We start from the raw sequence: 23,348 nt of genomic DNA on the forward strand, positions 1-23,348 counted from the left end.
CGCCGCCCTTCGTGGGTGCGGCTTCGAAACTGACAAAGGCCGCAGGGGCCGCGCTCTCGCCTGCATAGCTGGAACGGCGACGGCGCGTCGCAACTCCCCGGACCCATGCGTGCGGCCGCTTAGGTGTGCAATCGCTGCCGCAATGCAACATCCCGCCGCCACAAATCTTGGGCACGGAAGAGCGACGGAGAAACGCCGGTACCGGAAGTTTGGGACTAACCGGTTGAAACCAAGGGATTGCGCGTCGTTACTTCGGCGCAATCACGCTTTGTTGAGACCGGCGTGTTCGCGAAGCTTGGCGATATTGTCACGATAGCTTACTTCCGTGCCGCCGCGGTAGACCGCCGAGCCCGCGACGAACGTGTCGGCGCCGGCCGCCCGGATCGCGCCGATCGTGTCGGGCGCGACGCCGCCGTCCACCTGCAGCCGGATCGGCCGGTCGCCGATCAGCGCGCGCAGGCGCCGGATCTTCTCCAGCGTCGCCGGGATGAAGCTCTGCCCGCCGAAGCCGGGGTTCACCGTCATCACCAGCACGAGGTCGACGCGGTCGAGGACGTATTCGATCGCGGTCTCGGGCGTCGCCGGATTGATCGCGACGCCCGGCTTGCAGCCGAGCCCGCGGATCGCCTGCAGCGTCCGGTCGAGATGGGTCGAGGCCTCGGCGTGCACGGTGATCCCGTCGCAGCCCGCCCTGGCGAAGGCCTCGAGATACGGATCGGCCGGCTCGATCATCAGATGGGCGTCGAAGAATTTGCGTGAGGCGCCGCGCACGGCCGCCACGACCGGCGGCCCGAAGGTGATGTTGGGCACGAAGTGCCCGTCCATCACGTCGAGGTGGATCCAGTCGGCGCCCGCCCGGTCGACGGCGGCGATCTCCTCGCCGAGCCGCGAGAAGTCGGACGACAGGATCGAGGGCGCGATGAGGATGTCGCCGCTCACCTCAGATGCCCCCGATCGGACGCTGGCCGAACAGCGACGAGGTCTCGGTGAGGCTGGCGGGATCGGCCATCACGCGGGCGAACTCGACGACCTCCTCGCGCGAGCCGAAGACGACGGGCGTGCGCTGGTGGAGGCCATCGGGCACGATGTCGAGGATCGGCTGGATGCCGTCGCTCGCCGCCCCGCCCGCCTGCTCGGCGCAGAAGCCGACCGGGTTCGCCTCGTAGACGAGGCGGATGCGGCCGCGATCGTAACCCTTCCGGCGGTCGCCGGTGTAGATGTAGATGCCGCCGCGCACGAAGATGCGATAGGCGTCGGCCACCATCGATGCGACCCAGCGCATGTTGAAGTCGCACCCGCGCGGGCCCTCCGCCCCCTCCTGGCAGCGCTCGATGTAGAGGCGCACCGGCTCGTCCCAGTGGCGCGCGTTGGAGGCGTTGATCGAATATTCCCTGGCGACCGCCGGAATGTTGAGCGGTCCCATGCGCGTGAAGGTGCCGGTCTCGGGCGACCAGCCGAAGGCGTGGGTGCCCTCGCCCAGCGTCACCACCAGCATGAGGCGCGGACCGTAGACGAAGAAGCCCGCCGCCAGCTGCGCGCGTCCCGGCTGCCGGAAGACGCCCGAGGGATCGGCGCGATGCGCGTCGGTGACCGGCAGGATCGAGAAGATCGTGCCGATCGACACGTTGGTCTCGATGTTGGACGAGCCGTCCAGCGGGTCGATCGCCATGGCAAGGCTCGCGCCCTCGTTCAGGACCACCGCCTCGTCCTGCTCCTCCGAGCCGTAGAAGGCGACGGGCGCGGCGCGCGCAGCATCGAGGAACAGACGGTCGGCCTCGCGGTCGAGCACCTTCTGGATGTCGCCGCCGCCGTTCGGGTCGCCCGCCGGGCCGGTGGCCGCGCCCGCATCCCCGGTCGCGCCGGTCGAGATCAGGCGCTGGAGCGAGCCGGCGGCCTCGGCCAGCCGCTCGATCAGCGCCGCGACGTCGCGCTGCCGGGAGCCGGCCGCCGCATGGGCCTCGAGGTATTGCGTCAGCGTGCTCATGCGTCCTCCGTCGAAACCGTGGTCGGCCCGGATTAGCGGATGGGACACGCCCGCGGCAAACGGAAAGCGGGGCTCAAGGCGCGGGCGACAGGAGCGGCGCCCGGCGCAGCGCCCCGAGATCGGCCGAACCGGTACAGAAGCAGGCGATCCGCAACTCCTCGATCACCTGCGTGAAATGGGCGACCACCGCCTCGGTCGAGCGATCCGCCGCGGGCAGCCCGGCCGCGGCCTGGCCGACAAGGTCGGCGCCGAGCCGAATCGCGCGCGCCGCGTCGAGGCCGTTGCGAACGCCCCCTGAGCCGATCACCACGGCCTCGGGACAGGCGGCCCGGACGTCGTGGATGGCGCGGGCGGTCGGAATGCCCCAGTCGGAGAACAGGAGGGCGGCGGCGCGTGCGCGCGGGTCGCTCGTCCGCTCGGCCTCGATCGCCGCCCAGCTGGTGCCGCCGGCGCCCGCGACATCGATCGCCGCGACGCCGGCATCGACCAGTTGCCGCGCGAGCCGGCCGGAGATGCCAGCGCCGACCTCCTTGACCACGACCGGGAACTCGACGGCCGCGACCAGCGCCGTGATCGCGGCAAGGATGCCGCTCCAGCGCCGGTCGCCGCCCGGCTGCAGGGCCTCCTGCAGGGGATTGAGGTGGACGATCAGGGCATCGGCCTCGATCATGGCGACCGCGCGCCCCGCCTCGTCCGGTCCCCAACCCGCGACAAGCTGCGCCGCGCCGATATTGGCCAGAATCGGCGCGTTCGGCGCGCGGCGGCGAAGGCCGGCGTCGAGCCCGCCCGCGCCCCGCCCTTCCAGCGCGATGCGCTGCGAGCCGACCGCGAGCGCAAGGCCGAGGTGATCGGCCGCTTCGGCGAGGCGCGCATTGATCGCGCCGGCCCGCTCCGGCCCGCCGGTCATCGAGGAGATCAGGATCGGCGCGCGCATCGCGCGGCCGAGAAACCGCGTTCCCAGATCGATCGCGTCAAGGTCCATCTCGGGCAGCGCCGCGTGCTCGAAGCGCACGGCGTCGAAGCCGGTCTCGGCCTGGCGGCCGGTAAGGCGCGGCGACAGGACGATGTCGAGATGGTCGCCCTTGCGCGCGGCGATGCCCGTGGTCTCCTCGCCCATGCCCGTCCCGTTCCTCGTCCCGCCGTCCAATCGAGCCTCCCGCATGCCATCGTCGGGCGTGAGGCGCGCTACGTCGATTCGTCGCATTGCGTTCCCCTCCCGGCCCGGCGGCTTTCAGCGACGCCCGCCCGTGCTACAACTTCGTACAGAACTCTGCCCACGGTGACATCAGGGATGTCCCGCGCCGAAAGTGACGAAGACGCGATGACCCTTTCCACCGACGGCCCGAACACCCTCCTTCTCGCCCGGATCGAAGCGCGGCTGGCCGAACTCGTGCCCGTGGTCCTGGCAGGCCAGCAGGGGCTGGAGGCGGCGATGCGCGACAGCCTGCTGGCGCCCGGCAAGCGCCTGCGCCCGCTGATCGCGGCGATCGTGGCGCAGGATCTCGGCGGTCCGCTGGATGCCGCGCTCGACGCCGGCTGCGCCGTGGAGATGGTGCACGCCGCCTCGCTGATTCTCGACGACCTGCCTTGCATGGACGACGCGGCGCTGCGGCGCGGCCGCCCGGCGATCCACCGCGGCCACGGCGAGGACGTCGCGGTGCTCGCCTCGGTCGCCATGCTGACGGAAGCCTTCGCCGTCCTGTCGCGGATCGAGGGGCTGGCGCCCGAGCGCCGCAACGCGGCGGTCGGGGTGCTCGCCTCGGCGGTCGGCTCGCTCGGCCTCGTCGGCGGCCAGTACCAGGACCTTCGTGGCGGCCGCGGGCCCCGGTCGGCGCAGGACATCGGCGATGCCAACGGCCGCAAGACCGGCGCCTTGTTCCTGTCGGCGGTCGAGCTCGGCGCGATCGTGGCGGGCGCGACGCCGGGCCAGCGGGCGAACCTCTCCGCCTTCGCAGGCGAGCTCGGCCTCGCCTTCCAGCTGATGGACGACCTCCTCGACCTGACCTCGGACCCGGCCGCGATCGGCAAGGACGTCGGACGCGACGCCGGCAAGTCGACCGTGGTGGCGCTGGTCGGCGTCGAGCGGACGCAGCGGCTGGTGGAGCGACACATCGGGACCGCACGTGCCCATCTCGAAACCGTCTTCGGTGCCCGTTCGCGTCTCGATGCCTTGGTGGTGCGGCTCGCAAGTCTCGGCCGCGCGCCGCCTGCCGAGGTCGCGCCGGCGATCGAACAGGAGAGCGGCCGCCGCTGAAGCGGCTCAAGCTGCCGGCCACCGTGATCGTATCCGGCCCTGACAATTCGCAATTTCCGGCACACGCTACGGTTTTTTTCACGTCGCCATGACCATGGTGGACCGTCAACGGAGAGCCGTTCATGGTCCTGTCCACCTGCCTCGTGCTGGAACACCAGCTGACGCTGCTCCTGCTCGCGGCCGTCGTATGCGCCTGCGGGGCCTTCGTGACGATGACCCTCTTCGCGCGCAGCCGCTTCTTCGAGGGGATGGCGCGGATCGGCTGGCTATTCCTCGCCGCGATCAGCGCCGGCATCTCGACCTGGACCACGCATTTCGTCGCCATGCTCGGCTACCGGCCCGACGTGCCGGCGACCTTCGACCCGTTCCTCACCGTCCTGTCGATCCTGGTGGCCATCGTCGGCGCCGGCATCGCGCTCGTTCTGGCCGGGCGCGTTCCGACGCGCCTGCGCACGGTGGTCGGCGGCTCGATGCTCGGTCTGTCGGTGGCGGGCATGCACTATCTCGGCATGTTCAGCTACCAGATCGCCGGCGTGATCCACTGGAACGCCGGTTTCGTCGCCCTCTCGCTCGCGGCCTCCGCGGGTTGCCATGTCTTTGCCCTTTGGATCCAGCGGCGCGCGGCCGGGCGTCGGCGCGAATGGATGTCGGCTGGAATGATGTCCCTCGGCATTCTGACGCTGCACCTTCTCGCCATGCAGGCCGTCACGGTGACGCCGCTCGCCTTGCCCGAGACGGCCGCCGGCGTCGCGTCGACGGGCGTTGCGCTCGCGATCGCGATCCTCGCCCTCCTCATCGTCGGCACCGGCCTTTCGACCTCGATCATCGACATGGACGAGCGGACCCGCGCCGACCGGTCGCTGATCGATCTCGCCTACCGCGATCCCCTCACCGGCCTTCCCAACCGGCGCGCGCTGCAGCTCAAGATGGACCAGGCGCTGGCCGAGGGCCGATGGTTCAAGCTGATGATGATCGACCTCGATCACTTCAAGACGATCAACGACACCTATGGCCATGCCACCGGCGACAAGCTCCTGTGCGAGGTGTCGCGGCGCTTCCAGGCGGCGATGGGGCCGGGCACTTACGGCTATCGCATCGGCGGCGACGAACTGGCGGCGCTGGTCTTCAACGACCCGGAATCAGCGGCGCAGATGGCGCATGAGTTCGGCGCGGCCTTGCGCGAGCCGATGGACATCGACGGGCACCAGATCCTGTCGGGCTGCTCGATCGGCATCTGCAGCATCGAGAACGCCGAGGATGCCGACACGATCACGCGCCGGGCGGACGCCGCGCTCTACGAGGCCAAGCGCCGTGGACGCGGGCAGGTCGTGCGCTTCACGCCGGGCATGCGCGAGGCGGATCGGCAGCGCGCGCAGATGGAAAGCGATCTCCAGTCCGCGGTGGAGCGCGACGAGTTCCGGCTGCACTACCAGCCGATCGTCGACCCCGAGACGCTGGCGATCCGGGGCTACGAGGCGCTCCTGCGTTGGACGCATCCGATGCGCGGCCCCGTGTCGCCGGCCGAGTTCATCCCCGTCGCCGAGGCCTCCGGGGCGATCGTGCCGATCGGGCGCTGGGTCCTCGAGGCGGCGTGCCGCGCGGCGTCGGCCTGGCCGTCGGACCTCTATGTCGCGGTCAACGTGTCGGCGCTGCAGCTGCGCTCGATCCGCTTTCCCGCGCTTGTCGCCCGGATCCTGGCGGAAACCGGCCTGCCGCCGCAGCGCCTGACGATCGAGCTGACCGAGACCGCGATCGTCTCCAATCACGACGAGGTGGCCACGATCCTGACCGCCGTCCGGGCCCTCGGGGTGCGGGTGGCCGTGGACGATTTCGGCACCGGCTTCTCGTCGCTGTCGCACCTTCGCCGCCTGCCGGTCGACGTCATCAAGATCGACCGGAGCTTCGTCACTTCGGCCGAGATCGACCGCAACTCGATGGCGGTCCTGAAGGGCCTGGCGCAGATCGGCCGCGACATGGGAATCGCGATCGTCGGCGAGGGCGTGGAGACGCCGGCCCAGCGCGAGATCCTGCGACGCATCGGCTGCGACGGCGCGCAGGGCTACCTGTTCGGCAAGCCGACGCCCTTCGTGCTGCCGTCGACGCCGATGCTGGCCCGCGCCGGCTGACCGCGACGCGTCAGCGCGGACGGGTCCACAGAAGCGGCGGGCGCGCCGGCCCGGCGCCGCCCCGCAGCGCCATCGCCGCGCCGCGGCCGATCTCGGCGATCTTCTCACCCGTCGTCGTGGACACGCGCTCGGGCAGCAGCTGGGGTCCGATCGCCACCAGCTTCAGGCCGATGCGCCGATAGATGCCGTGCGCCGTGCCGACCGCCCAGGCCGAACGGCGCGGCAGCGCGCCGACGCCGATGCGAGCGGAGGCATAGTAGGGCTCGGCCGCCTCGACGAGACGGCGGCGCAGCCGGAACACCGCCTCGGCCCGCCGGGGATCGGTGAGATCGGCGATGGCGAGCCCCTCCTGGGTTAGCCAGTCGAGCGGCAGGTAGACCCGGCCGGCCACCGCGTCGTCCACGACGTCGCGCGCGATGTTGGTCAGCTGGAAGGCAAGGCCGAGGTCGCTCGCGCGATCGAGCACGGCCTCGTCCCGGACGCCCATGATCCGCGCCATCATCACGCCGACGACGCCCGCCACCCGCCAGCAGTAGACGAGAAGATCGTCGAGGGTGCGGTAGCGCTCCTCGTCGACGTCCATCGCGAAGCCCGCGAGGTGCTCGGCGGCGTCCGTGCGGGGAATGGCGTGCCGCCGCACCACTTCGGCGAGCGCGGCGAAGGCGGGGTGCAGGCCTTGCGTGCGCCCCTCGAAGGCGGCCTCCGTATCGGCCCGGAGCGCCGCGATCCGCTCGTGCGCCGGACGCTCGTCGAGGTGGCGTGCCGCCGAGCCCGCCTCCTGCCCGTCCACCACGTCGTCGCAGTGCCGGCACCAGGCGTAGAGCATCACGACGCTCGAGCGCGTCTCCCGGTCGAAGAGGCGCGAGGCGGCGGCGAAGCTCTTTGATCCCTTGGCGATCGACGCGGCCGAGATGGCCGCGAGGTCAGGCTGGCTCATGCCCGAGGATCAGCCCTGCCGTCGCCTTGGCCGAGCCGACGACGCCGGGCACGCCCGCGCCGGGATGGGTTCCCGCACCGACGAAGTAGAGGTTCGGGATCCAGTCGTCGCGATTGTGCGCGCGGAACCAGGCGGACTGCGTCAGCACCGGGTCGAGCGAGAAGGCCGACCCGTGATGGGCGTTGAGTTCCGAGACGAAGTCGTTCGGCGTGAAGATGCGCTGGGTGACGAGGTCGGCGCGCAGGCCCGGCATGTAGCGGGCCTCGAGATAGTCGAGGATGCGGTCGGCATAGCGCGGCCCCTCGACCGACCAGTCGATCGGGGCGTTGCCGAGGTGCGGCACCGGCGACAGCACGTAGTAGCTGCCCATGCCCGGCGGGGCGAGCGACGGGTCGGTGGCGCAGGGGCTGTGGAGGTAGAGCGAGAAGTCGCCCGCCAGCTCCTTGCCCTTGAAGATCTCGTCGATCAGCGCCCGGTAGCGCGCGCCGAAGAGGACCGTGTGGTGCTGAAGCTGCGTCTGGTGCCGCTTCAGGCCGAAGTAGAGGACGAAGAGCGACATCGAGAAGCGCTTGCGCTTCAGCTTGGCGGCCTGCGCGGCACCGCGCGTCGTGCCGCGCAGGAGCTTGTCGTAGGTGTGGACGACGTCGGCGTTGGAGGCGACGATATCGGCGTCGAAGGTGCGTCCGTCATGCAGCACGACGCCGGTCGCGCGCCGCCCGTCCACCGCGATGCGCGACACCTCCGCGTTCAGTTCGATCCGCCCGCCGATGTCGGTGAAGAGCTTCACCATGCCCTGGATCAGCGCGCCGGTGCCGCCCTTCGGGAACCAGACGCCCCATTCGCGCTCCAGCGCGTGGATCAGGGCATAGATCGAGGAGGTCGCGAAGGGGTTGCCGCCGACCAGCAGCGAGTGGAACGAGAAGGCCTGCCGGAGCTGGTCGTCCTTGATGAACTCCGACACCTTGGCATAGACCGAGCGCCAGGCCTGGAGCTTGGCGAGCTGCGGCCCGGCGCGCACCATGTCGCGGAACTGCAGGAACGGCACGGTGCCGAGCTTGAGGTAGCCCTCCTCGAACACCGCTCTGGAATAGGCGAGGAAGCGGCGGTAGCCTTCGACGTCCTCGGGGCTCTTGGCGCCGATCTGCCGGTCGAGCTCGGCCTGGTCGTTGGCGTAGTTGAAGGCGTAGCCGTCCTCCCAGCAGAGCTGGTAGAACGGGCTGACGGGCAGGAGCGTCACGTAGTCCGACAGCTTCTTGCCGGCGGCCTCGTACAATTCCTCCAGTGCCGACGGATCGGTGATCACGGTCGGTCCGGCGTCGAACACGAAGCCCTGGTCCTCGTAGACGTAGGCGCGGCCGCCCGGCTTGTCGCGCTTTTCCAGAAGCACCGTCTGGATGCCGGCGGCCTGAAGCCGGATCGCCAGCGCCAGTCCGCCGAAGCCCGAACCGATGACGACGGCGGACCGGGCGGGCGGGGGAACGTGCTTCATGCGGATTCCTTGGGACGGCGGGCGGCGAGGACCCGGAGGGCGCTCAGGACCGGAACCGGGGGCTTGCCGGCGAGAATGCGCACCTTGTCGCCAAAGTCCAGCCGTGCGGCATAGAACCGCGCCACCAGATCCTCCGGCAGACGGTGGAAATGCTCGAGGATCCGGTAGCGCTCCTCCGGCCGTCCGGCCTGGAACAGGAGGCGGTTCAGCATGCGGAAATAGCTGCGGTCGGACCAGATGTTGCGCGCGTGCGCGTCGAGAAGACGCGACAAACCTTCGGGCGAGATGTCCGGCGCGCGCGAGACGAGATCGGCGACATGGACGGCGTCGGGCAGCGAGTAGCCGGTGGTGGGGTGGAATAGAGCATGGGCGAGGCCCACCGTCGGCATGCCGCCGGCCGCCGCGATCAGGGCGTCGATATCGCCGCCGAGCGCGATCGGCAGGATGCCGTGCTCCTCGCGCACGAGGCGCCCCTCGCCCCAGTTCGCCGCCGCGGCATAGTCGGCGAGATGCCCGCGCAGGGTCGCGACGTCGAGATCGCCGCGGTCGGCATAGTAGGTGTCCTCGACGAGGAGGCGCGTCGGCGAGAAGGGCAGGAGATAGACGAAGCGGTAGCCGTCGCGCTGAGGCACGGTGGCGTCCATGATCACCGGGCGCTCGACGCCGTGCGGCCGGTCGAACTCCCATTCCTGGCCGAGGAACTTCTGGAAGCCGAGATCGAGATGCGGGCTCTGTCGCGCGCCCCGCCCGTCGATCACGGCGCGCGCGGTCAGCGTGCGCTGGTCGGCGAGCGTGACGGCGTTGGGCGTCACCGCCACCGCCGGAACGCCGGTCAGGAGACGCTCGCCGAGCCGCGCGGCGATCACCTCGCGGAAGCGCTCCGACGAGACCGAGGCGTAGCCGGTGGCAAAGCGGCGGCGCCGGCCGGGAAAGCGCACGTCGTAGTCGGCCCAGCGAGCCGAGACGAGCGGGGCGACCCAGTCCTGTTCGGCGGTCGACAGGTCGCCGTCGTGGAAGCTCCAGGTGTGGTTGCCGCCGAGCGCCTCGCCGCCCTCGACGACGAGGACCTTGAGATCCGGCCGGCGCATCGCGAGGCGAAAGGCGATCAGCCCGTTGGCGAGGCCGCCGCCTAGAAGGATAAGATCGGCGTCGAGGCTCATGCCACCTCCCGCGCGCGCGCCGGCCAGGCCGCTCCACCGGCTTCCGCCACCCAGGCCTCGACCGCCTCGGCCGCGCGCGTCGCTCCGCCCGCCGCGCCGATCGCCGCGCCGATGGCTGCGGCCTCCCTGCCGAACCGGGGCTCGGCAAGGAGGCGCGTCAGCGCGCGCTCCACGGCATCCGGCGTCAGGCGGCGTCGCGACAGCTTCAGGCCCGCGCCATGGTGGACGAGGCGGGCGGCGACGCCCGGCTGGTCGTAGGCGATCGGAATGGCAAGCGCCGGCACGCCGGCTTCCATCGCGTCGAGCGCGGTGTTCAGACCGGCATGCGTCACGCAGACGCTCGAAGCGCGCAGCATGGTGCGCTGGGGCAGGAAATCGGTCACGAGATCCGCATCGATGGTGGCCGCCTCCCCTGCCGTCAGACGTCCGCAATGAGCCACGACCAGACCGAGGTCAAGCCGCCGGCAGGCTTCGGCGACTACCCGGAAGAAACCGACGCGATGCCCCTGCAGCGTGCCGAGCGAGGCGAAGACGAGCGGCCGCGCGGGATCGGGCGCGAACGGCAGCGGCTCCTGCCCTTCGCCGGGCGATCGCAGGGGGCCGACGCCGAGGATCCGGCGCGCGCCGCCATAGGGAAAGTCGAAGGCCGGCAGCGTCTGCGAGATCGTGCCGAGCGGCGACAGCCAGTCCTCCATGCCGCCGAGCGGCTGGAGGCCGAGCGAGACGGCGCAGCGACGAATCGTCTCGGCCTGCCGGCGCATCAGGAGGCCCGCGACGTAGCGCCCGCCCCGGTTGCGCTTCAACCCGTCCGCGCTGTCGTCGAACGGCCAGTCGAGATAGGGCGGCGGGAGGGCCGCGTCGGGATCGATCGGCAGCGCCGAGGCGAGCGACACGAAGGGCAGGCCGAGATGGGTGGCGAGAAGGCCGGTCGCCGGCTCCATCTGGTCGCCGACGAGGGCCTCGACGCCCGCCGCGCGCAACACCGACACGCCGCCGGACACCAGCCCTTGCGTGCGCTCCGCCGCCTCCGCCACCGTGCGCAGGATGCCGAGGAGCCCGGTGGACCCGGCCTTCGGCGGCGGACGGGCCGCTGCGCCGAGCTCCGCCTCGCGGACCTCCCAAGGACCGGCACGCACCATCTCGCCGACGCCGGCGTTCATCAGGAAGGTCGAGCGGTGGCCACGCTGGGCGAGCGCCAGCGCCAGAGCCTCGAACGCGCGCGCATGGCTCGGAAACGGAGGGCAGACGAGACCGAAATGCAAAGCGGTATGCCGAGGTTGGTGCGGGCGACGAGATCACAGATAGCGTGAAACGCCCGCGGGGCGACGCAGAAGACTGTGGACGGCCATCGCATCGTCCGCAACCGGGAGAGCAACCCACGCGTTCACCCGCCATGACAGACATGGCTCCTCGCCCCGCCGCCCGCGCTTCCAACGTGCTTCTGTCCACTCCGGCGGGCCGGATCGTCGTGGGGGCTTCGATCGTCCTCGTGATGGCGGCCATCCTGGACCTGATGGGACGGCCGCTGGTCTGCGACTGCGGCACCATCCGCCTTTGGGACGGCGACCCGCACTCGCCGGGGTCCTCGCAGCAGTTCGCGGACTGGTATTCCGCGCTTCACGTCGTCTTCGGCATCGGCCTCTACCTGGCGCTCCACCGCGCGCGGCCGCACTGGCCGACGAGCTGGCTTCTTCTCACCGCCCTCGCCTCCAGCGCCGTCTGGGAGGCGATGGAGAACTCGCCCTGGATCATCGCGATGTTCGGCCAGGCGGTCGGCGCGCCGGAATACAACGGCGACAGCGTCTTCAACGCGCTGGGAGACACCGTGTTCGTGGCGCTCGGCTTCCTCGCCGCGCGCGCGCTTCCCCTCAAGGGAACGATCGCGCTGGTGCTCCTCCTCGAACTCGCCATCGCGCTCGCCATCCGAGACGGGTTCGTGCTCGGCACGCTCCGGCTTCTCGGGGTCTCGGTGCCGCCGGTCTGAGCGTCAGCGGGCTTTGGCGAACATCCAGCAGTCGCGCGGGGTGTCCTCGATGTTCGGATGCACCATCCAGCGCTTGAGCAGCCCCTCGCGATCGAGGCCGGCCTTCTCCATGACGCGCGCGGACGCGACGTTGTCGACGTCGCAGGTGGCGCCGATGCGCCAGACGTCGCGCTGCTTCATCGCCCAGGCGACGACCTCGGTCAGCGCCTCGGTCATCAATCCCTGGTTCCAGGATCGGCGCGACAGGACGTAGCCGAAGCCGATCCGTCCCGGCACGTCGCGCCGGATCGTCAGCGCCCCGCGCAGCTGCCGGTCGCGCCGGCCGAGAAGCGTGAAGGTGCGCGACGTCTCGCTGGCGATGCAGCCGGTGATGAACTCCTCGGTCTCGCGCACCGAGGTGTGCGGCGCCCAGGTCAGGTAACGCGTGACCTCGGGGTCCTGCGCGTACTCGTCGAAGATCGCACCCGTGTCGCCGAGGGCGATGGGGCGGAGGATCAGGTCTTCGGTCCAGAGCGTGTCAGGAAACATGCGGCCCTTCTGGCACGGATCACGGGCGGGGACGAGCCCTCGACCCGCGCATCATTTCACGCGGCGAAGGCGCGGGGCGGCGGCAGGCCCGCGCGGCTTGGCGCTGCCCGCCCCGGTGCGCCAGTTGTTGCCGGCGATGGTGACGACGCGGTTGCCGCGAAAGTCCGTCTCGGCGGCGATATAGCCGCGCTCGGCCATCCAGGTCAGAAGGAAGCGCCCGCGCGAGGGCGAATGGCTGCCGTAGGCGCGCGCCAGCACCTCGTCGCCGGGGCAGGGCTCGGCGTCGCGTGCCGCCTTCGCCAGAAGGAGATAGACGCCCTGCATGTCCTCCGGCAGCTCCTCCGATCGCGCCACGACCTCGGTCCAGGCCTCGTCCTCGCCGTCGGCTCCGACCCCGGCCCGCGCCAGCGCGAGCTTGCGCCGGAAGCCGGCAAGATCGAGCGCACCCGGCGACAGCCGCTTCAGCCGGCAATGGGTGAGAAAGTCCTGATAGAGGGTCTGGACGGGGCGGAACGCCGCCTCCGGGTCGGCCATCAGCTCGGTGAAGATGGAATCGATCCGCTCCTGGCGCTCGGCCAGCGTCTCCTCGTCCTCCTCCGGCTCGTCCTCCAGCGGGGCGGGCGCGGCAAAGCGCGGCGCCGAGACGCGCTCCAGAAGCTCGCGCGTCGCCACCGCCGGCTCGCGCCGAACCGGCGCCGGCAGGGCGACCGGCTCGTCCGCGCCGGCGGTGAAGATGAGATCGGCCATCTCGGCCGGGCTCGCCTCGGGCAGCGCCATCAGCACCGGGCGGCCCGAGCGTCCGGCCGTCTCCACCGGGCCGATGCGCAGCGGAATGGGCTTGCGCGACAGCGCCGGCCCGAGCGCCACGAAGTGGCCGGGCTCGAGGTCGCGGAAGCGCTCGGCCTGCCGCCGGTCCATGCCCAGAAGGTCGGCCGCGCGCGCCATGTCGATGTCGAGAAAGGTGCGGCCCATCAGGAAGTTCGAGGCCTCCGCCGCCACGTTCTTGGCAAGCTTGGCGAGGCGCTGCGTCGCGATCATGCCGGCCAGCCCGCGCTTGCGGCCGCGGCACATGAGGTTGGTCATCGCGCCGAGCGAGATGCGACGCGCCTCGTCCCCCACTTCGCCGGCGATCGCGGGCGCGAAGATCTGCGCCTCGTCCACCGCGATCAGCATCGGGAACCAGTGGTGCCGGTCGGCGTCGAAGAGACCGTTCAGGAAGGCGGCAGCGCAGTTCATCTGCACCTCGGCATCCAGCCCTTCGAGGTTGAGGACGACCGAGGCGCGATGCTGGCGGATGCGCGTCGCGATGCGCGCGAGTTCGGCGGGCGTCCGGTCTGCGTCCACCACGACATGCCCGAACCGGTCGGAGAAGGACACGAAGTCGCCCTCCGGATCGATGATCGCCTGCTGCACCCAGCCGGCGCTCTGCTCCAGGATGCGCCGGAAAAGGTGCGACTTGCCGGAGCCGGAATTGCCCTGCACCAGAAGGCGCGTGGACAGGAGTTCCTCCAGGTCCATCTCCGCCGGCTCGCCCGTGGCGGTCGTTCCGAGATCGACGGCGACCTTGGTCAAACGGCTTCACTCCGAAATGCGAACGGTCCCGCACGGCTCAGCGCACGGGCCCGCGATGTTCATGGTCGAGGAAGCCCTAATCTAGCGGAGCGGGTGTCCGATCAGGAGTCCCGCGCCGCCCGGCGTCCACAGTTATCGCTGGTTGCCCAGCCACTTGTCGTAGTCGGACACGAGAAGGTGCACCGGCGCCTCGTCCTCCTCGATCTCGGCGAAGCGCCCGATCGGCTCGGCGAAGACGTTGTCGGTCAGGTCGTCGTTGACGGTCGAGACCTCGCCGATCAGGACGTCCCCGCCCTCGCCCCAGAAGGCGTGCCAGTCGGTGCGCGGCATCAGCGTCACGCTCTCGCCCGGCGACAGGCGCAGGATGTCGCCGCCCTTCATCTGGCGCCGCATGCCGTCGGTGACGACATTCACGGGCAGTGACTTGTCGATCTCGCCGTCCGGCCCCGCCGTGTAGAGCTTCAGCGCCAGCGTCGCCCCGCCGCGGTTGATGATGTCCTCGGCCTTGAGATCGTGCCGGTGCATCGGCGACAGCTGATCCTTCCGCGAGATCATGATCTTCTCGGCATAGAGCATCCCGCGCCCCGCCTTCAGGTCGGCATTGTCGCCGTTGCGCGTCGTGAACAGGAACAAGCCGAGATTGTCGAAGTCGCCGCGCCCGTAATCCGTGATGTCCCAGCCGAGCCGCCGCTCCACGACCGCCGAAAGATCATCCCGCCGCGCCTGCATCTCGGCTGGCGAGAGATAGGCGAACGGCGGCATCACGTAGCCGAACGACCGGATGAACTCGTCGCTCTGCCGGATGATCTCGTTGACCCGCGATCTCTTCATGCTGCCCTCCTCCGGCACGCCCTCGTTGCCGATGCCCTAGCACGAGACGGGGCCGGGGCGAGAGTGCCAACGTCGATGGCAGGGGCGCTGCCCCTGCACCCCGCCAGGGGAAATGATTTCCCCTTGGACCCCTCCTCATTTGAGGCTTGTCCGAGATCGGGACGGGCCAACGGCTCGTCCCGATCTCGGAAGAGGTCACAAACGAAAAGAAGGGTTCGGGAATTCTTTCCCGAGCGGGGCTCGGGGCGGCAGCCCCGCTAACCCACCCCCGCGCCCTCACCCCAGCGCGATCTCGGGCACGTAGGCTTTGGCGCGGTCCATGTCGGCGTGGAAGGCTTCGCGCTCGCGCGCCTGGGCCTGCGGGTCGGGCAGGCGAAGGATGTAGGCGGGGTGGACGGTGACGAGGAGCTTGGTGGTGCCGCCGGGCAGGTCGATCAGCTTGGAGCGCGTGTCGCGGATCGTCACGGTCTTGCCGAGGACGGACGCGGCGGCGGTGGCGCCGAGCGCCACGATGAGCTTCGGCTTGATGAGCTCGCGCTCCTGTTCGAGCCACCAGCGGCAGACCTTGACCTCGCCCATGTTGGGCTTGGCGTGGATGCGCCGCTTGCCGCGCGGCTCGAACTTGAAATGCTTCACGGCATTGGTGACGTAGGCTTGGGAGCGGTCGATGCCGGCGGCGGCGAGAGCCTCGTCGAAGACCTTGCCGGCGGGGCCGATGAAGGGCTCGCCGGCCAGATCCTCCTGGTCGCCCGGCTGCTCGCCGACGAAGATGACCGGCGCGTCGGCGGGGCCCTTGCCGAAGATGGTCTGGGTCGCGGGCTCCCAGAGCGGGCAGGCCTTGCAGTGCTTCGCCTGCTCGCGGGCCTCCTCGATGTCTTCCGGCGGCTTGTTGAAGCCGTTGAAGGCCGGAGCCTGTGATGCCGCGCGTGCCATGTCGTTTCGCTCCGCCTGTTTCTCGTGGCGGAAACTCGGGAGCGTCGGCTGGGTTTCGATCATGCGGCGCTGCGCCGCCTCGGCGCCCCGGATCAGCGGCTCGATCAGGGTCGCCTCGGGCAGGTTGTGCCAGTACTTCTTCGGCATCTCGGCTTGCATCGCCTTCACCTTCAAGCGCGCCGGATTGAAGATCGAGGCGTAGTAGGTGAGCCAGAGCGCTTCCATGTCGTCGTCGGCGGGCTTCTGGGAGGGGTCGGCGCCCGGCGCGAAGACCATCTCGACGCCGTCCCAGTGGACGGAGCGCTTCGGCGTCAGGATGCTCCAGACCATGCCGGCGAAGCGTCTGACGAAGAACGGGGCGGTGAGTTCGACCACGTGGTGGAAGGGCTCGAACCAGGCGATGTACTGGCGTTGGCCCTCGGCGTCCTCGATCTCGCGGAAGCGCACGAAGGCCTTCATCTTGTGGCTGTCGCGATAGACCGCCTTCTGCATCTCGACGGCGCGGCGCGTGTCGGAGTCGGAGACGATCTCGAGGAGCTTCTTCTCCGACTGGAGGCGCCAGAGGAGGCGATAGGCGAAGACGAAGCGCTCAGGGTCGGCGTGGCAGATGAGCTTGCGCGCGACGTCCGGAAACGCCTTCGGAACGTTGAAGGGCGCGGCGTCAGCAGCGCGGTCCGGCAACGGCTCGGCAAAGAGGGGCGCGGGATCCTCGCCCACGGCAAAGGCCATCTCCTCCGGCGGCACACCGAGCGCCAGCGCGGTGCGGGCCGCCTCGCGCCAGCCGTCGAAATCCGCCGGGTGGTCGAGGCGCGCCAGAAACATCAGAAGAGGCTCAGCTGCTCGGCCTTGGGTGCCACCAGCCCGCGCAGGTTCTCCCGGTCGGTGAGGCCACCAGGCGTCCAGTCCAGCGCCTGCACGAAGGGGCGCACCTTTTCCACCGAGTGGCAGAGCCGGGCGACGTCGTCGAGACGCAGCGACCGATGGCGGCGCGTCGAGAGGATGCGGTCCACCGCCTTGGCGCCGAAGCCCGGCACGCGCAGGAGCATCTCGCGATCCGCCTTGTTGACGTCGACCGGGAAACGCCCGCGGTTCTTCAGCGCCCAGGCGAGCTTCGGATCGATGGCGAGATCCAGCATCCCGTCGGCCGAGCCGCCCGAGACGATCTCGTCCCGCCCGAACCCGTAGAAGCGCATCAGCCAGTCGGCCTGATAGAGGCGGTGCTCGCGCATCAGGGGCGGCTTGGCGAGCGGCAGGCGCGAGGAGGCATCCGGGATCGGCGAGAAGGCGGAATAGTAGACACGGCGCAGCCGGTAGTTGCCGTAGAGGTTCTCGGACCGGCCGAGGATCAGGTCGTCGTTCGCCCCGTCGGCGCCGATGATCATCTGCGTCGACTGGCCGCCCGGCGCGAACTTCGCCGGCTTGGCGCGGTCCTTCGCCTCGCCCTTGTGTTCGTCGATCTTGAGCCGGAGGTGCCCCATCGAGCGCTTGATGTCGCGCGGCTTCTTCTCGGGCGCCAGCGCCTCCAGCGCGATGTCGGTCGGCAGTTCGATGTTGATCGACAGGCGGTCGGCGAAGAGCCCGGCCTCCTCGATGAGCTTCGGCGATGCGTCGGGGATGGTCTTGAGGTGGATGTAGCCCGAAAAGTTCTCTTCCATCCGCAGCTTTCGCGCGATGCGCACCATCTCCTCCATCGTGTAGTCGGAGTTGCGGATGATGCCCGAGGAGAGGAACAGGCCCTCGATGTAGTTCCGCTTGTAGAACTCCATCGTCAGCTTCACGACCTCCTCCACCGAGAAGCGCGCCCTTGCGACGTTGGAGGACGAGCGGTTCACGCAGTAGACGCAGTCGTAGATGCAGAAGTTGGTCATCAGGATCTTGAGCAGCGAGATGCACCGCCCGTCCGGCGCATAGGCGTGGCAAATCCCGGACCCTTCGGTCGAGCCGATGCCCTTGGACTTCGACGAATCCCGTTTCGATGTCCCGCTGGAAGCGCAGGACGCGTCGTACTTGGCGGCGTCCGAGAGGATCGCCAGCTTCTGCATCAGGGTCGGCTTGCTCATTTTCTTTATATAGTGTTCCCGCTTCGTTCGGGCCATGCATGGCAACGGCTTTTCCACCGCCTGCGACCAGGACGCTCGAACTCGACGTGTTCAGGTCGCGTTCAGGTTGCGCCGCTCATTTTATGACCATGGATGGAACCGGATGACCGATCCCCGGTTCCTGCGGTCCGTCACTCCGGTCAGTAGCCGCGACGCTACCGCCACTCTTGGGAGAAAGCCCTTCATGCGTAAGCTGTTCCAGTCGTTCATGGCCGCCGCGGTGCTGGCCACCGGCGTCGTCACCTTCTCGGCCCCGCAGGCCGAGGCCCAGAGCTTCCGCGAGCGTCAGCGCTTCGTCGAGCGCTTCTGCGCCCGCAACCCCGGTGCCCGCGATTGCCGCGACTTCCGCCGTGACGGCCGTCGCTGGGACGACCGCCGCTACAATCGCTGGTACCGCGAGAGCTATCGTGACCGGAACCGCGGCGATGCCGCCGCTGCCGCGATCTTCGGCTTCGCCGCCGGTGCTGCCGTGGGTGCGGCCGCCAACGCCAACCGCGCGCCCGCCTATCGCGAAGGCGTCGTGGTGAGCCGCTCGCAGGCCGCCCGTTGCGCCGCGCGCTACCGCACCTACGACCCGCGCACCAACACCTACGTCGCCAACAGCGCGGGCGAGCGTCGCTACTGCAACCTCTAAACCGCAGCGATCTCTTTGCAGAAAAGGCGTCGGGCACTTGCCCGGCACCTTTTCGCATATCGGCACCTTTCCGTCATTTAAGGGTCCACGGCGGAAACTTCCGCGTTCAGCTATCGTTCATCTGCGATCGTGCTTCATCACCGTCGACAGCCGGGCGAGCGCCCGGCATTGAACGAACCGGCGGTGCCGGATGGGAGCTTTCCATGCGCAAGACGTTTCTTGCTCTCGTAACCTCTGCCCTCGCCCTGACCGCCGCCGTGCCGGCGGCGCAGGCCGATCCCTGGCGCCATCGCGACCGGGGCAACGCGGGCGACGTGCTGCTCGGCGGCGCGGTGGGCCTGGCCGCCGGCGCGCTGCTCGGCTCGGCCCTGTCGCAACCGCAGCAGCCCCGCTACTACGAGCCCGCGCCGCGCTACTACGAGCCGCCGCCGCGCCCGGTCTATGTCGCGCCGCCGTCCTACGAGGACACGATCCCCGCGCCGCCGCGCTACTATCAGCCGCGCCAGGCCCGCTATTACGATGACTACGGCACCTACACGCGCTCGAGCCATGTGGATCGTTGCCTCGCGCGCTACCGCTCCTATGACCCGCGCACCGACACCTATGTCGGCTACGACGGCTACGAGCGTCGCTGCAATCTTTGACGGGTCGTTCCGTCGGATAAGAGAAAGGGGCGGCCCCGCCGGGCCGCCCCTTCTTGCTTTCGCAGGGTCGGGAAGCGTCAGCCGCGCGCCGAGCGCACCGCCCGCTTGGTGACGACCGGCACGAGATTGGCGCGATAGGCCGACGAGCCGTGGAGATCGCCGATCATCTCGCCCTCGTCGACCGAGACGCCGTCGAGCGCCTCCGGCTCGAAGCGGGCGGAGAGAGCCGCCTCGCCCTCGTGCCAGCGGAAGGCGCCGTTGGAGCCGGCGCCCGTGACGGCTACGCGGGTCTCGCCACCGCGCCGGGCGACGAAGACGCCGCACATGGCGTAGCGCGAGGCGGGATTGCGGAACTTCTCCCAGCCCGCTGCGTCCGGCGCCTCGAACGAGACGCCCGTCACGATCTCGTCCTCCTCCAGCGCCGTCTCGAACAGGCCGAGAAAGAAGTCGTCCGCCCCGATCTCGCGCCGGTCGGTGTGGATCGTGCCACCGAGCGCGAGGAGCGCCGCCGGGTAGTCGGCCGCCGGGTCGAAGTTGGCGACGACGCCGCCGATCGTGCCCATGTGGCGCACGGCGGGATCGCCGATCAGGTTGGCAAGCTCGCAGAAGATCGGGCAGACCGCCTCGATCTCCTTGGAGGCCGCGACCTCGGCATGGGTGACGCCGCCGCCGATCCGCACGCGCCGTCCCTCGACCGAGATCCCCTTGAGATCGGCGATGTGACGTAGGTCGATCAGCGCCGAGGGGCTGGCGAGCCGCGCCTTCATGGTCGGGATCAGCGTCATGCCGCCCGACAGGTACTTGCCCTCGCCGCCCGAGGCGCCGACCAGCGCCTTGGCCTCGTCGAGCGATCCGGCACGCTTGTATTGCGTCTGGTACATGCGTCCCTCCTCAGGCCGGGTTCGACACGGCGCGCAGCGCACGCCAGACCTTTTCCGGCGTCGCCGGCATGGTCAGCGCGTTGTTGCCGATCGCATCGGTGATGGCGTTGATGACGGCCGGCGGCGAGCCGATCGCGCCCGCCTCGCCGCAGCCCTTGATGCCGAGCGGATTGGTGGTGCACGGCGTCTCGGTGGTGAGCACCTGGAACATCGGGAGGTCCCAGGCGCGGGGCATCGCGTAGTCGTTGTAGGAGGCGGTCACGAGCTGTCCCGAATCGTCGTAGTGGACGCCTTCCAGAAGCGCCTGACCGATCCCTTGAGCGAGGCCGCCATGGACCTGGCCCTCGACGATCATCGGGTTGACCACGGTGCCGAAGTCGTCGGCCGCGACGAACTGGACGATCTCGGTCTTGCCGGTCTCCGGGTCCACCTCGACCTCGCAGATGTAGCAGCCGGCCGGGAAGGTGAAGTTCTGTGGGTCGTAGAACGCGCCCTCCTTCAGGCCCGGCTCCATGCCGTCCGGCAGGTTGTGGCCGGTATAGGCGCCGAGCGCGACCTCGTGCCAGGCAAGCTTGCGGTCGGTCCCCGCGACCTTTACCTCGCCGCCCTCGATCACGATGTCCTCGTCGGCGGCCTCGAGGAGGTGCGCCGCGATCTTTTTGGCCTTGGCCTCCACCTTGTCGAGCGCCTTGGCGATCGCCGACATGCCGACCGCGCCCGAGCGCGAGCCGTAGGTGCCCATGCCGAACTGCACCTTGTCGGTGTCGCCGTGGATCACCTGGACGTTGTCGACCGGCAGGCCGAATCGCTGCGAGACGAGCTGGGCGAAGGTGGTCTCGTGCCCCTGGCCGTGGCTGTGCGAGCCGGTGAGGATCTCGATCGTGCCGACGGGATTGACCCGCACCTCGGCCGATTCCCACAAGCCGACACCCGCGCCGAGCGAGCCGACGGCCTTGGACGGGGCGATGCCGCAGGCCTCGATATAGCAGCTCATGCCGAGCCCGCGCAGCTTGCCCTTGGTCTTGGCCTCCGCGCGCCGGGCCTCGAAGCCCGCGACATCGGCCGCCTTCATGCTGGCTTCCAGCGAGGCGTTGAAGTCGCCCGTGTCGTAATTCATGATCACGGGGGTCTGGTGCGGGAAGGACGTGATGAAGTTCTTGCGGCGGAACTCGGCCGGCGACTGCTTCAATTCGCGCGCCGCCGTCTCGACCAAGCGTTCGACCACGTAGGTCGCCTCCGGCCGCCCGGCGCCGCGATAGGCGTCCACCGGCACGGTGTTGGTGTAGACCGCCTTCACGTTGGCGTAGATCGCCGGGATGTCGTACTGGCCGGACAGGAGCGTCGCGTAGAGGTAGGTCGGCGTCGCCGACGAGAAGAGCGACATGTAGGCGCCGAGATTGGCGATCGTGTCGACGCGAAGCGCCGTGATCTTGCCGTTCTCGTCGGTGGCGAGCTCCGCCTTCGTCTGGTGATCGCGCCCGTGCGCGTCGGTCAGGAAGGCTTCGGAGCGGTCGGACGTCCATTTCACGGGAACGCCGGTGCGCTTGGACGCCCAGAGACAGACGATCTCCTCCGGGTAGATGTAGATCTTGGAGCCGAAGCCGCCGCCGACATCCGGCGCGATGACGCGCAGCTTGTGCTCGGGGGCAACGTTGTAGAAGGCGCTCATCACGAGCCGCGCGACGTGCGGGTTCTGCGACGTCGTCCAGACCGTGTAGTGGTCGTCGGCCGGGTCGTAGAGCCCCAGCGCGGCGCGCGGCTCCATCGCGTTGGGCACGAGGCGGTTATTGACGATGTCGAGGTGCGTGACGTGCGCGGCCTTCGCGAACGCCGCCTCCGTCGCGGCCTTGTCGCCGAGCTCCCAGTCGAAGCAGAGGTTGCCCTGCGCCTCCGGGTGGAGCTGCGGCGCGCCGGCTTCCAGCGCCCTCGCGCCGTCCACCACGGCGTCCAGCACCGCGTAGTCGACCTCGACGGCTTCCGCCGCGTCGCGCGCCTGCGCCCGCGTCTCGGCCACCACCACGGCGACGGCCTGGCCGACATGGCGCACCGTGCCGACAGCGAGCGCCGGCCAGGCGCCCATCTTCATGCCGGTGCCGTCCTTCGACGTCACCGCCCAGCCGCAGATCAGGTTGCCGATGCCGTCGCCCGTCAGCTGCTCGCCGTCGAGCACGTCGATCACGCCCGGCATGTCGCGCGCGGCCGAGGCGTCGATGCCCCGGATCGTCGCATGCGCGTGCGGCGAGCGGACGAAGGCGGCGTATTTCATGCCGGGGACGACCATGTCGTCCGTGTAGCGGCCGCGACCGGTGATGAAGCGCCGGTCTTCCTTGCGCAGGACGCGCGCGCCGATGCCCTCGATACCCATGAGATCCTCCCGAGATCGAAACTGGTAGGTCGGCACGCGCCTGGCGTGCCGGAACGGTCGGCCCTGACGCCGGCCCTATTCGGCCGCAACGCGCTGCGGCTCGGCGGCAGCGCCCGAGCCTTCGGCGGCGGCCAGGATCGCCTTGACGATGTTGTGGTAGCCGGTGCAGCGGCAGATGTTGCCGTCGAGCTCGTCGCGCACCGTCTTCTCGTCGAGCGAGGCGCCGTGCCGCGCGATCATGTCGACCGCGGTCATGATCATGCCCGGCGTGCAGTAGCCACACTGCAGGCCGTGATGCTCGCGGAACGCCGCCTGCACCGGATGGAGATCCTGCCCCTTTGCGATGCCCTCGATCGTGGTCACCTCGGACCCCGAGGCCTGCACCGCGAGCAGCGAGCAGGACTTCACCGCCCGCCCGTCGAGATGCACCACGCAGGCGCCGCACTGCGACGTGTCGCAGCCGACATGGGTGCCGGTGAGCCCGAGGCCCTCGCGCAGGAACTGGACGAGCAGCGTGCGGTCCTCGACCGCGCCCGTCATCCTGCGCCCGTTCACCACCATGGAGACTTCGGTCATACGCGTCCTCCCGAGACGACCTTGCCAAAGCGCCCCGAGACCGGGGGCCCTTGCCCGCCGCGCGGCTCGAGGGCGCATGGGGCGCCGCCGCGTTCTCTTGTCGGGCAGGCCGAGACTGCAACGGCGGGCCGCCGGGCCGCAAGCGAATTCTGGAACCGTTCCAGCGCGAGCGGCGGGATGTCCGGAAACGGGCCGCCGGACGCCCGCGCGACGCAAGGTCGCGGATGCCCTGCCGGGAGGCCCTGGTGCCGGGACCGGGACTGTGGCGCAACTCCCACAAAACCTCTCGTGAATCTTGCGCGAGGCTCACCAAGCGGTTGTTATTTGAGCCCGGTCCGGCATTTTGAATCG

General features: G+C 69.8%; 20 protein-coding genes. 5 read left to right on the forward strand and 15 right to left on the reverse strand.

All coding sequences use genetic code 11. The features are described from left to right. Positions 1 to 261: 261 nt before the first annotated feature. The 3 genes from rpe to fni all read right to left on the reverse strand — a co-directional run bounded on the left by rpe (position 262) and on the right by fni (position 3,101). Positions 262 to 939: a ribulose-phosphate 3-epimerase gene (gene rpe / locus ASF65_RS14535; protein ID WP_055890504.1), complete on the reverse strand. Its 678-nt coding sequence runs from the start codon at positions 937 to 939 to the stop codon at positions 262 to 264. 1 nt (position 940) lies between these two features. Beyond that, positions 941 to 1,984: a class 1 fructose-bisphosphatase gene (locus ASF65_RS14540; RefSeq protein ID WP_055890506.1), complete on the reverse strand. Its 1,044-nt coding sequence runs from the start codon at positions 1,982 to 1,984 to the stop codon at positions 941 to 943. A gap of 73 nt (positions 1,985 to 2,057) precedes the next feature. Next, positions 2,058 to 3,101 carry a type 2 isopentenyl-diphosphate Delta-isomerase gene (gene fni / locus ASF65_RS14545; protein ID WP_055890509.1) on the reverse strand — a complete coding sequence of 348 codons (1,044 nt, stop codon included), beginning with the start codon at positions 3,099 to 3,101 and terminating at the stop codon, positions 2,058 to 2,060. Positions 3,102 to 3,305: 204 nt separating this feature from the next. Here fni and ASF65_RS14550 point away from each other — a divergent pair, with 204 nt between their 5' ends. Beyond that, the gene (locus ASF65_RS14550; protein ID WP_055890511.1) at positions 3,306 to 4,238 is read left to right on the forward strand and encodes a polyprenyl synthetase family protein; all 933 of its coding nucleotides are present in this window, start codon (positions 3,306 to 3,308) and stop codon (positions 4,236 to 4,238) included. Between the two features lie 122 nt (positions 4,239 to 4,360). After that, positions 4,361 to 6,364 (forward strand): EAL domain-containing protein, encoded by a 2,004-nt coding sequence (locus ASF65_RS14555; protein ID WP_055890513.1) that lies wholly within the window; start codon positions 4,361 to 4,363, stop codon positions 6,362 to 6,364. Between the two features lie 10 nt (positions 6,365 to 6,374). On the opposite strand, the gene ASF65_RS14560 is transcribed toward ASF65_RS14555, so the two are convergent. The 4 genes from ASF65_RS14560 to ASF65_RS14575 are packed head-to-tail and all read right to left on the reverse strand — an operon-like array spanning position 6,375 to position 11,212. After that, positions 6,375 to 7,301, reverse strand: coding sequence for a phytoene/squalene synthase family protein (locus ASF65_RS14560; protein ID WP_055890515.1), 927 nt, complete (start codon positions 7,299 to 7,301; stop codon positions 6,375 to 6,377). Continuing rightward, positions 7,288 to 8,790 (reverse strand): phytoene desaturase, encoded by a 1,503-nt coding sequence (locus tag ASF65_RS14565; protein WP_055890517.1) that lies wholly within the window; start codon positions 8,788 to 8,790, stop codon positions 7,288 to 7,290. Before ASF65_RS14565 ends, ASF65_RS14560 begins: the two co-directional genes overlap by 14 nt. Then, the gene (gene crtY, locus ASF65_RS14570; protein ID WP_055890519.1) at positions 8,787 to 9,950 is read right to left on the reverse strand and encodes a lycopene beta-cyclase CrtY; all 1,164 of its coding nucleotides are present in this window, start codon (positions 9,948 to 9,950) and stop codon (positions 8,787 to 8,789) included. The genes ASF65_RS14565 and crtY overlap by 4 nt, the downstream gene beginning before the upstream one ends. Beyond that, entirely contained in the window at positions 9,947 to 11,212 is a 1,266-nt protein-coding gene (locus ASF65_RS14575) for a glycosyltransferase (RefSeq protein ID WP_055890521.1), read from the reverse strand. The genes crtY and ASF65_RS14575 overlap by 4 nt, the downstream gene beginning before the upstream one ends. A gap of 140 nt (positions 11,213 to 11,352) precedes the next feature. Here ASF65_RS14575 and ASF65_RS14580 point away from each other — a divergent pair, with 140 nt between their 5' ends. Continuing rightward, positions 11,353 to 11,934, forward strand: a complete 582-nt coding sequence (locus tag ASF65_RS14580) for a DUF2585 family protein (RefSeq protein WP_055890523.1) — start codon at positions 11,353 to 11,355, stop codon at positions 11,932 to 11,934. A gap of 3 nt (positions 11,935 to 11,937) precedes the next feature. On the opposite strand, the gene ASF65_RS14585 is transcribed toward ASF65_RS14580, so the two are convergent. From ASF65_RS14585 to ASF65_RS14605, 5 genes are all read right to left on the reverse strand, one after another. Then, entirely contained in the window at positions 11,938 to 12,462 is a 525-nt protein-coding gene (locus ASF65_RS14585) for a GNAT family N-acetyltransferase (protein WP_055890525.1), read from the reverse strand. Between the two features lie 51 nt (positions 12,463 to 12,513). Beyond that, on the reverse strand, positions 12,514 to 14,034 hold the full coding sequence (locus ASF65_RS14590) for an ATP-binding protein (RefSeq protein WP_082505627.1): 1,521 nt from the start codon (positions 14,032 to 14,034) through the stop codon (positions 12,514 to 12,516). A 132-nt stretch (positions 14,035 to 14,166) separates the two neighbouring features. Next, positions 14,167 to 14,865 (reverse strand): D-lyxose/D-mannose family sugar isomerase, encoded by a 699-nt coding sequence (locus ASF65_RS14595; protein WP_055890526.1) that lies wholly within the window; start codon positions 14,863 to 14,865, stop codon positions 14,167 to 14,169. Between the two features lie 276 nt (positions 14,866 to 15,141). Further along, positions 15,142 to 16,620, reverse strand: a complete 1,479-nt coding sequence (locus ASF65_RS14600) for a UdgX family uracil-DNA binding protein (protein ID WP_055890528.1) — start codon at positions 16,618 to 16,620, stop codon at positions 15,142 to 15,144. Further along, a complete protein-coding gene (locus ASF65_RS14605) occupies positions 16,620 to 17,858 on the reverse strand; it encodes a putative DNA modification/repair radical SAM protein (protein ID WP_055890530.1) in 1,239 nt (412 codons plus the stop codon). The genes ASF65_RS14600 and ASF65_RS14605 overlap by 1 nt, the downstream gene beginning before the upstream one ends. A 223-nt stretch (positions 17,859 to 18,081) precedes the next feature. On the opposite strand from ASF65_RS14605, the gene ASF65_RS14610 reads away from it, so the two are divergent. Together ASF65_RS14610 and ASF65_RS14615 are read left to right on the forward strand one after the other, a co-directional pair. After that, the gene (locus ASF65_RS14610; protein WP_055890532.1) at positions 18,082 to 18,531 is read left to right on the forward strand and encodes a BA14K family protein; all 450 of its coding nucleotides are present in this window, start codon (positions 18,082 to 18,084) and stop codon (positions 18,529 to 18,531) included. Positions 18,532 to 18,734: 203 nt separating this feature from the next. Next, positions 18,735 to 19,175 (forward strand): BA14K family protein, encoded by a 441-nt coding sequence (locus tag ASF65_RS14615; RefSeq protein WP_055890534.1) that lies wholly within the window; start codon positions 18,735 to 18,737, stop codon positions 19,173 to 19,175. A 77-nt stretch (positions 19,176 to 19,252) separates the two neighbouring features. Here ASF65_RS14615 and ASF65_RS14620 read toward each other — a convergent pair whose 3' ends face one another. From ASF65_RS14620 to ASF65_RS14630, 3 genes are all read right to left on the reverse strand, one after another. Continuing rightward, positions 19,253 to 20,056, reverse strand: a complete 804-nt coding sequence (locus ASF65_RS14620; RefSeq protein ID WP_055890536.1) for a xanthine dehydrogenase family protein subunit M — start codon at positions 20,054 to 20,056, stop codon at positions 19,253 to 19,255. Positions 20,057 to 20,066: 10 nt separating this feature from the next. After that, a complete protein-coding gene (locus ASF65_RS14625) occupies positions 20,067 to 22,421 on the reverse strand; it encodes a xanthine dehydrogenase family protein molybdopterin-binding subunit (protein WP_055890537.1) in 2,355 nt (784 codons plus the stop codon). A gap of 75 nt (positions 22,422 to 22,496) precedes the next feature. Next, the gene (locus ASF65_RS14630; RefSeq protein WP_055890539.1) at positions 22,497 to 22,997 is read right to left on the reverse strand and encodes a (2Fe-2S)-binding protein; all 501 of its coding nucleotides are present in this window, start codon (positions 22,995 to 22,997) and stop codon (positions 22,497 to 22,499) included. Positions 22,998 to 23,348: the final 351 nt, after the last annotated feature.

This window comes from Aureimonas sp. Leaf324, from assembly GCF_001423245.1.
GTDB lineage: Bacteria > Pseudomonadota > Alphaproteobacteria > Rhizobiales > Rhizobiaceae > Aureimonas.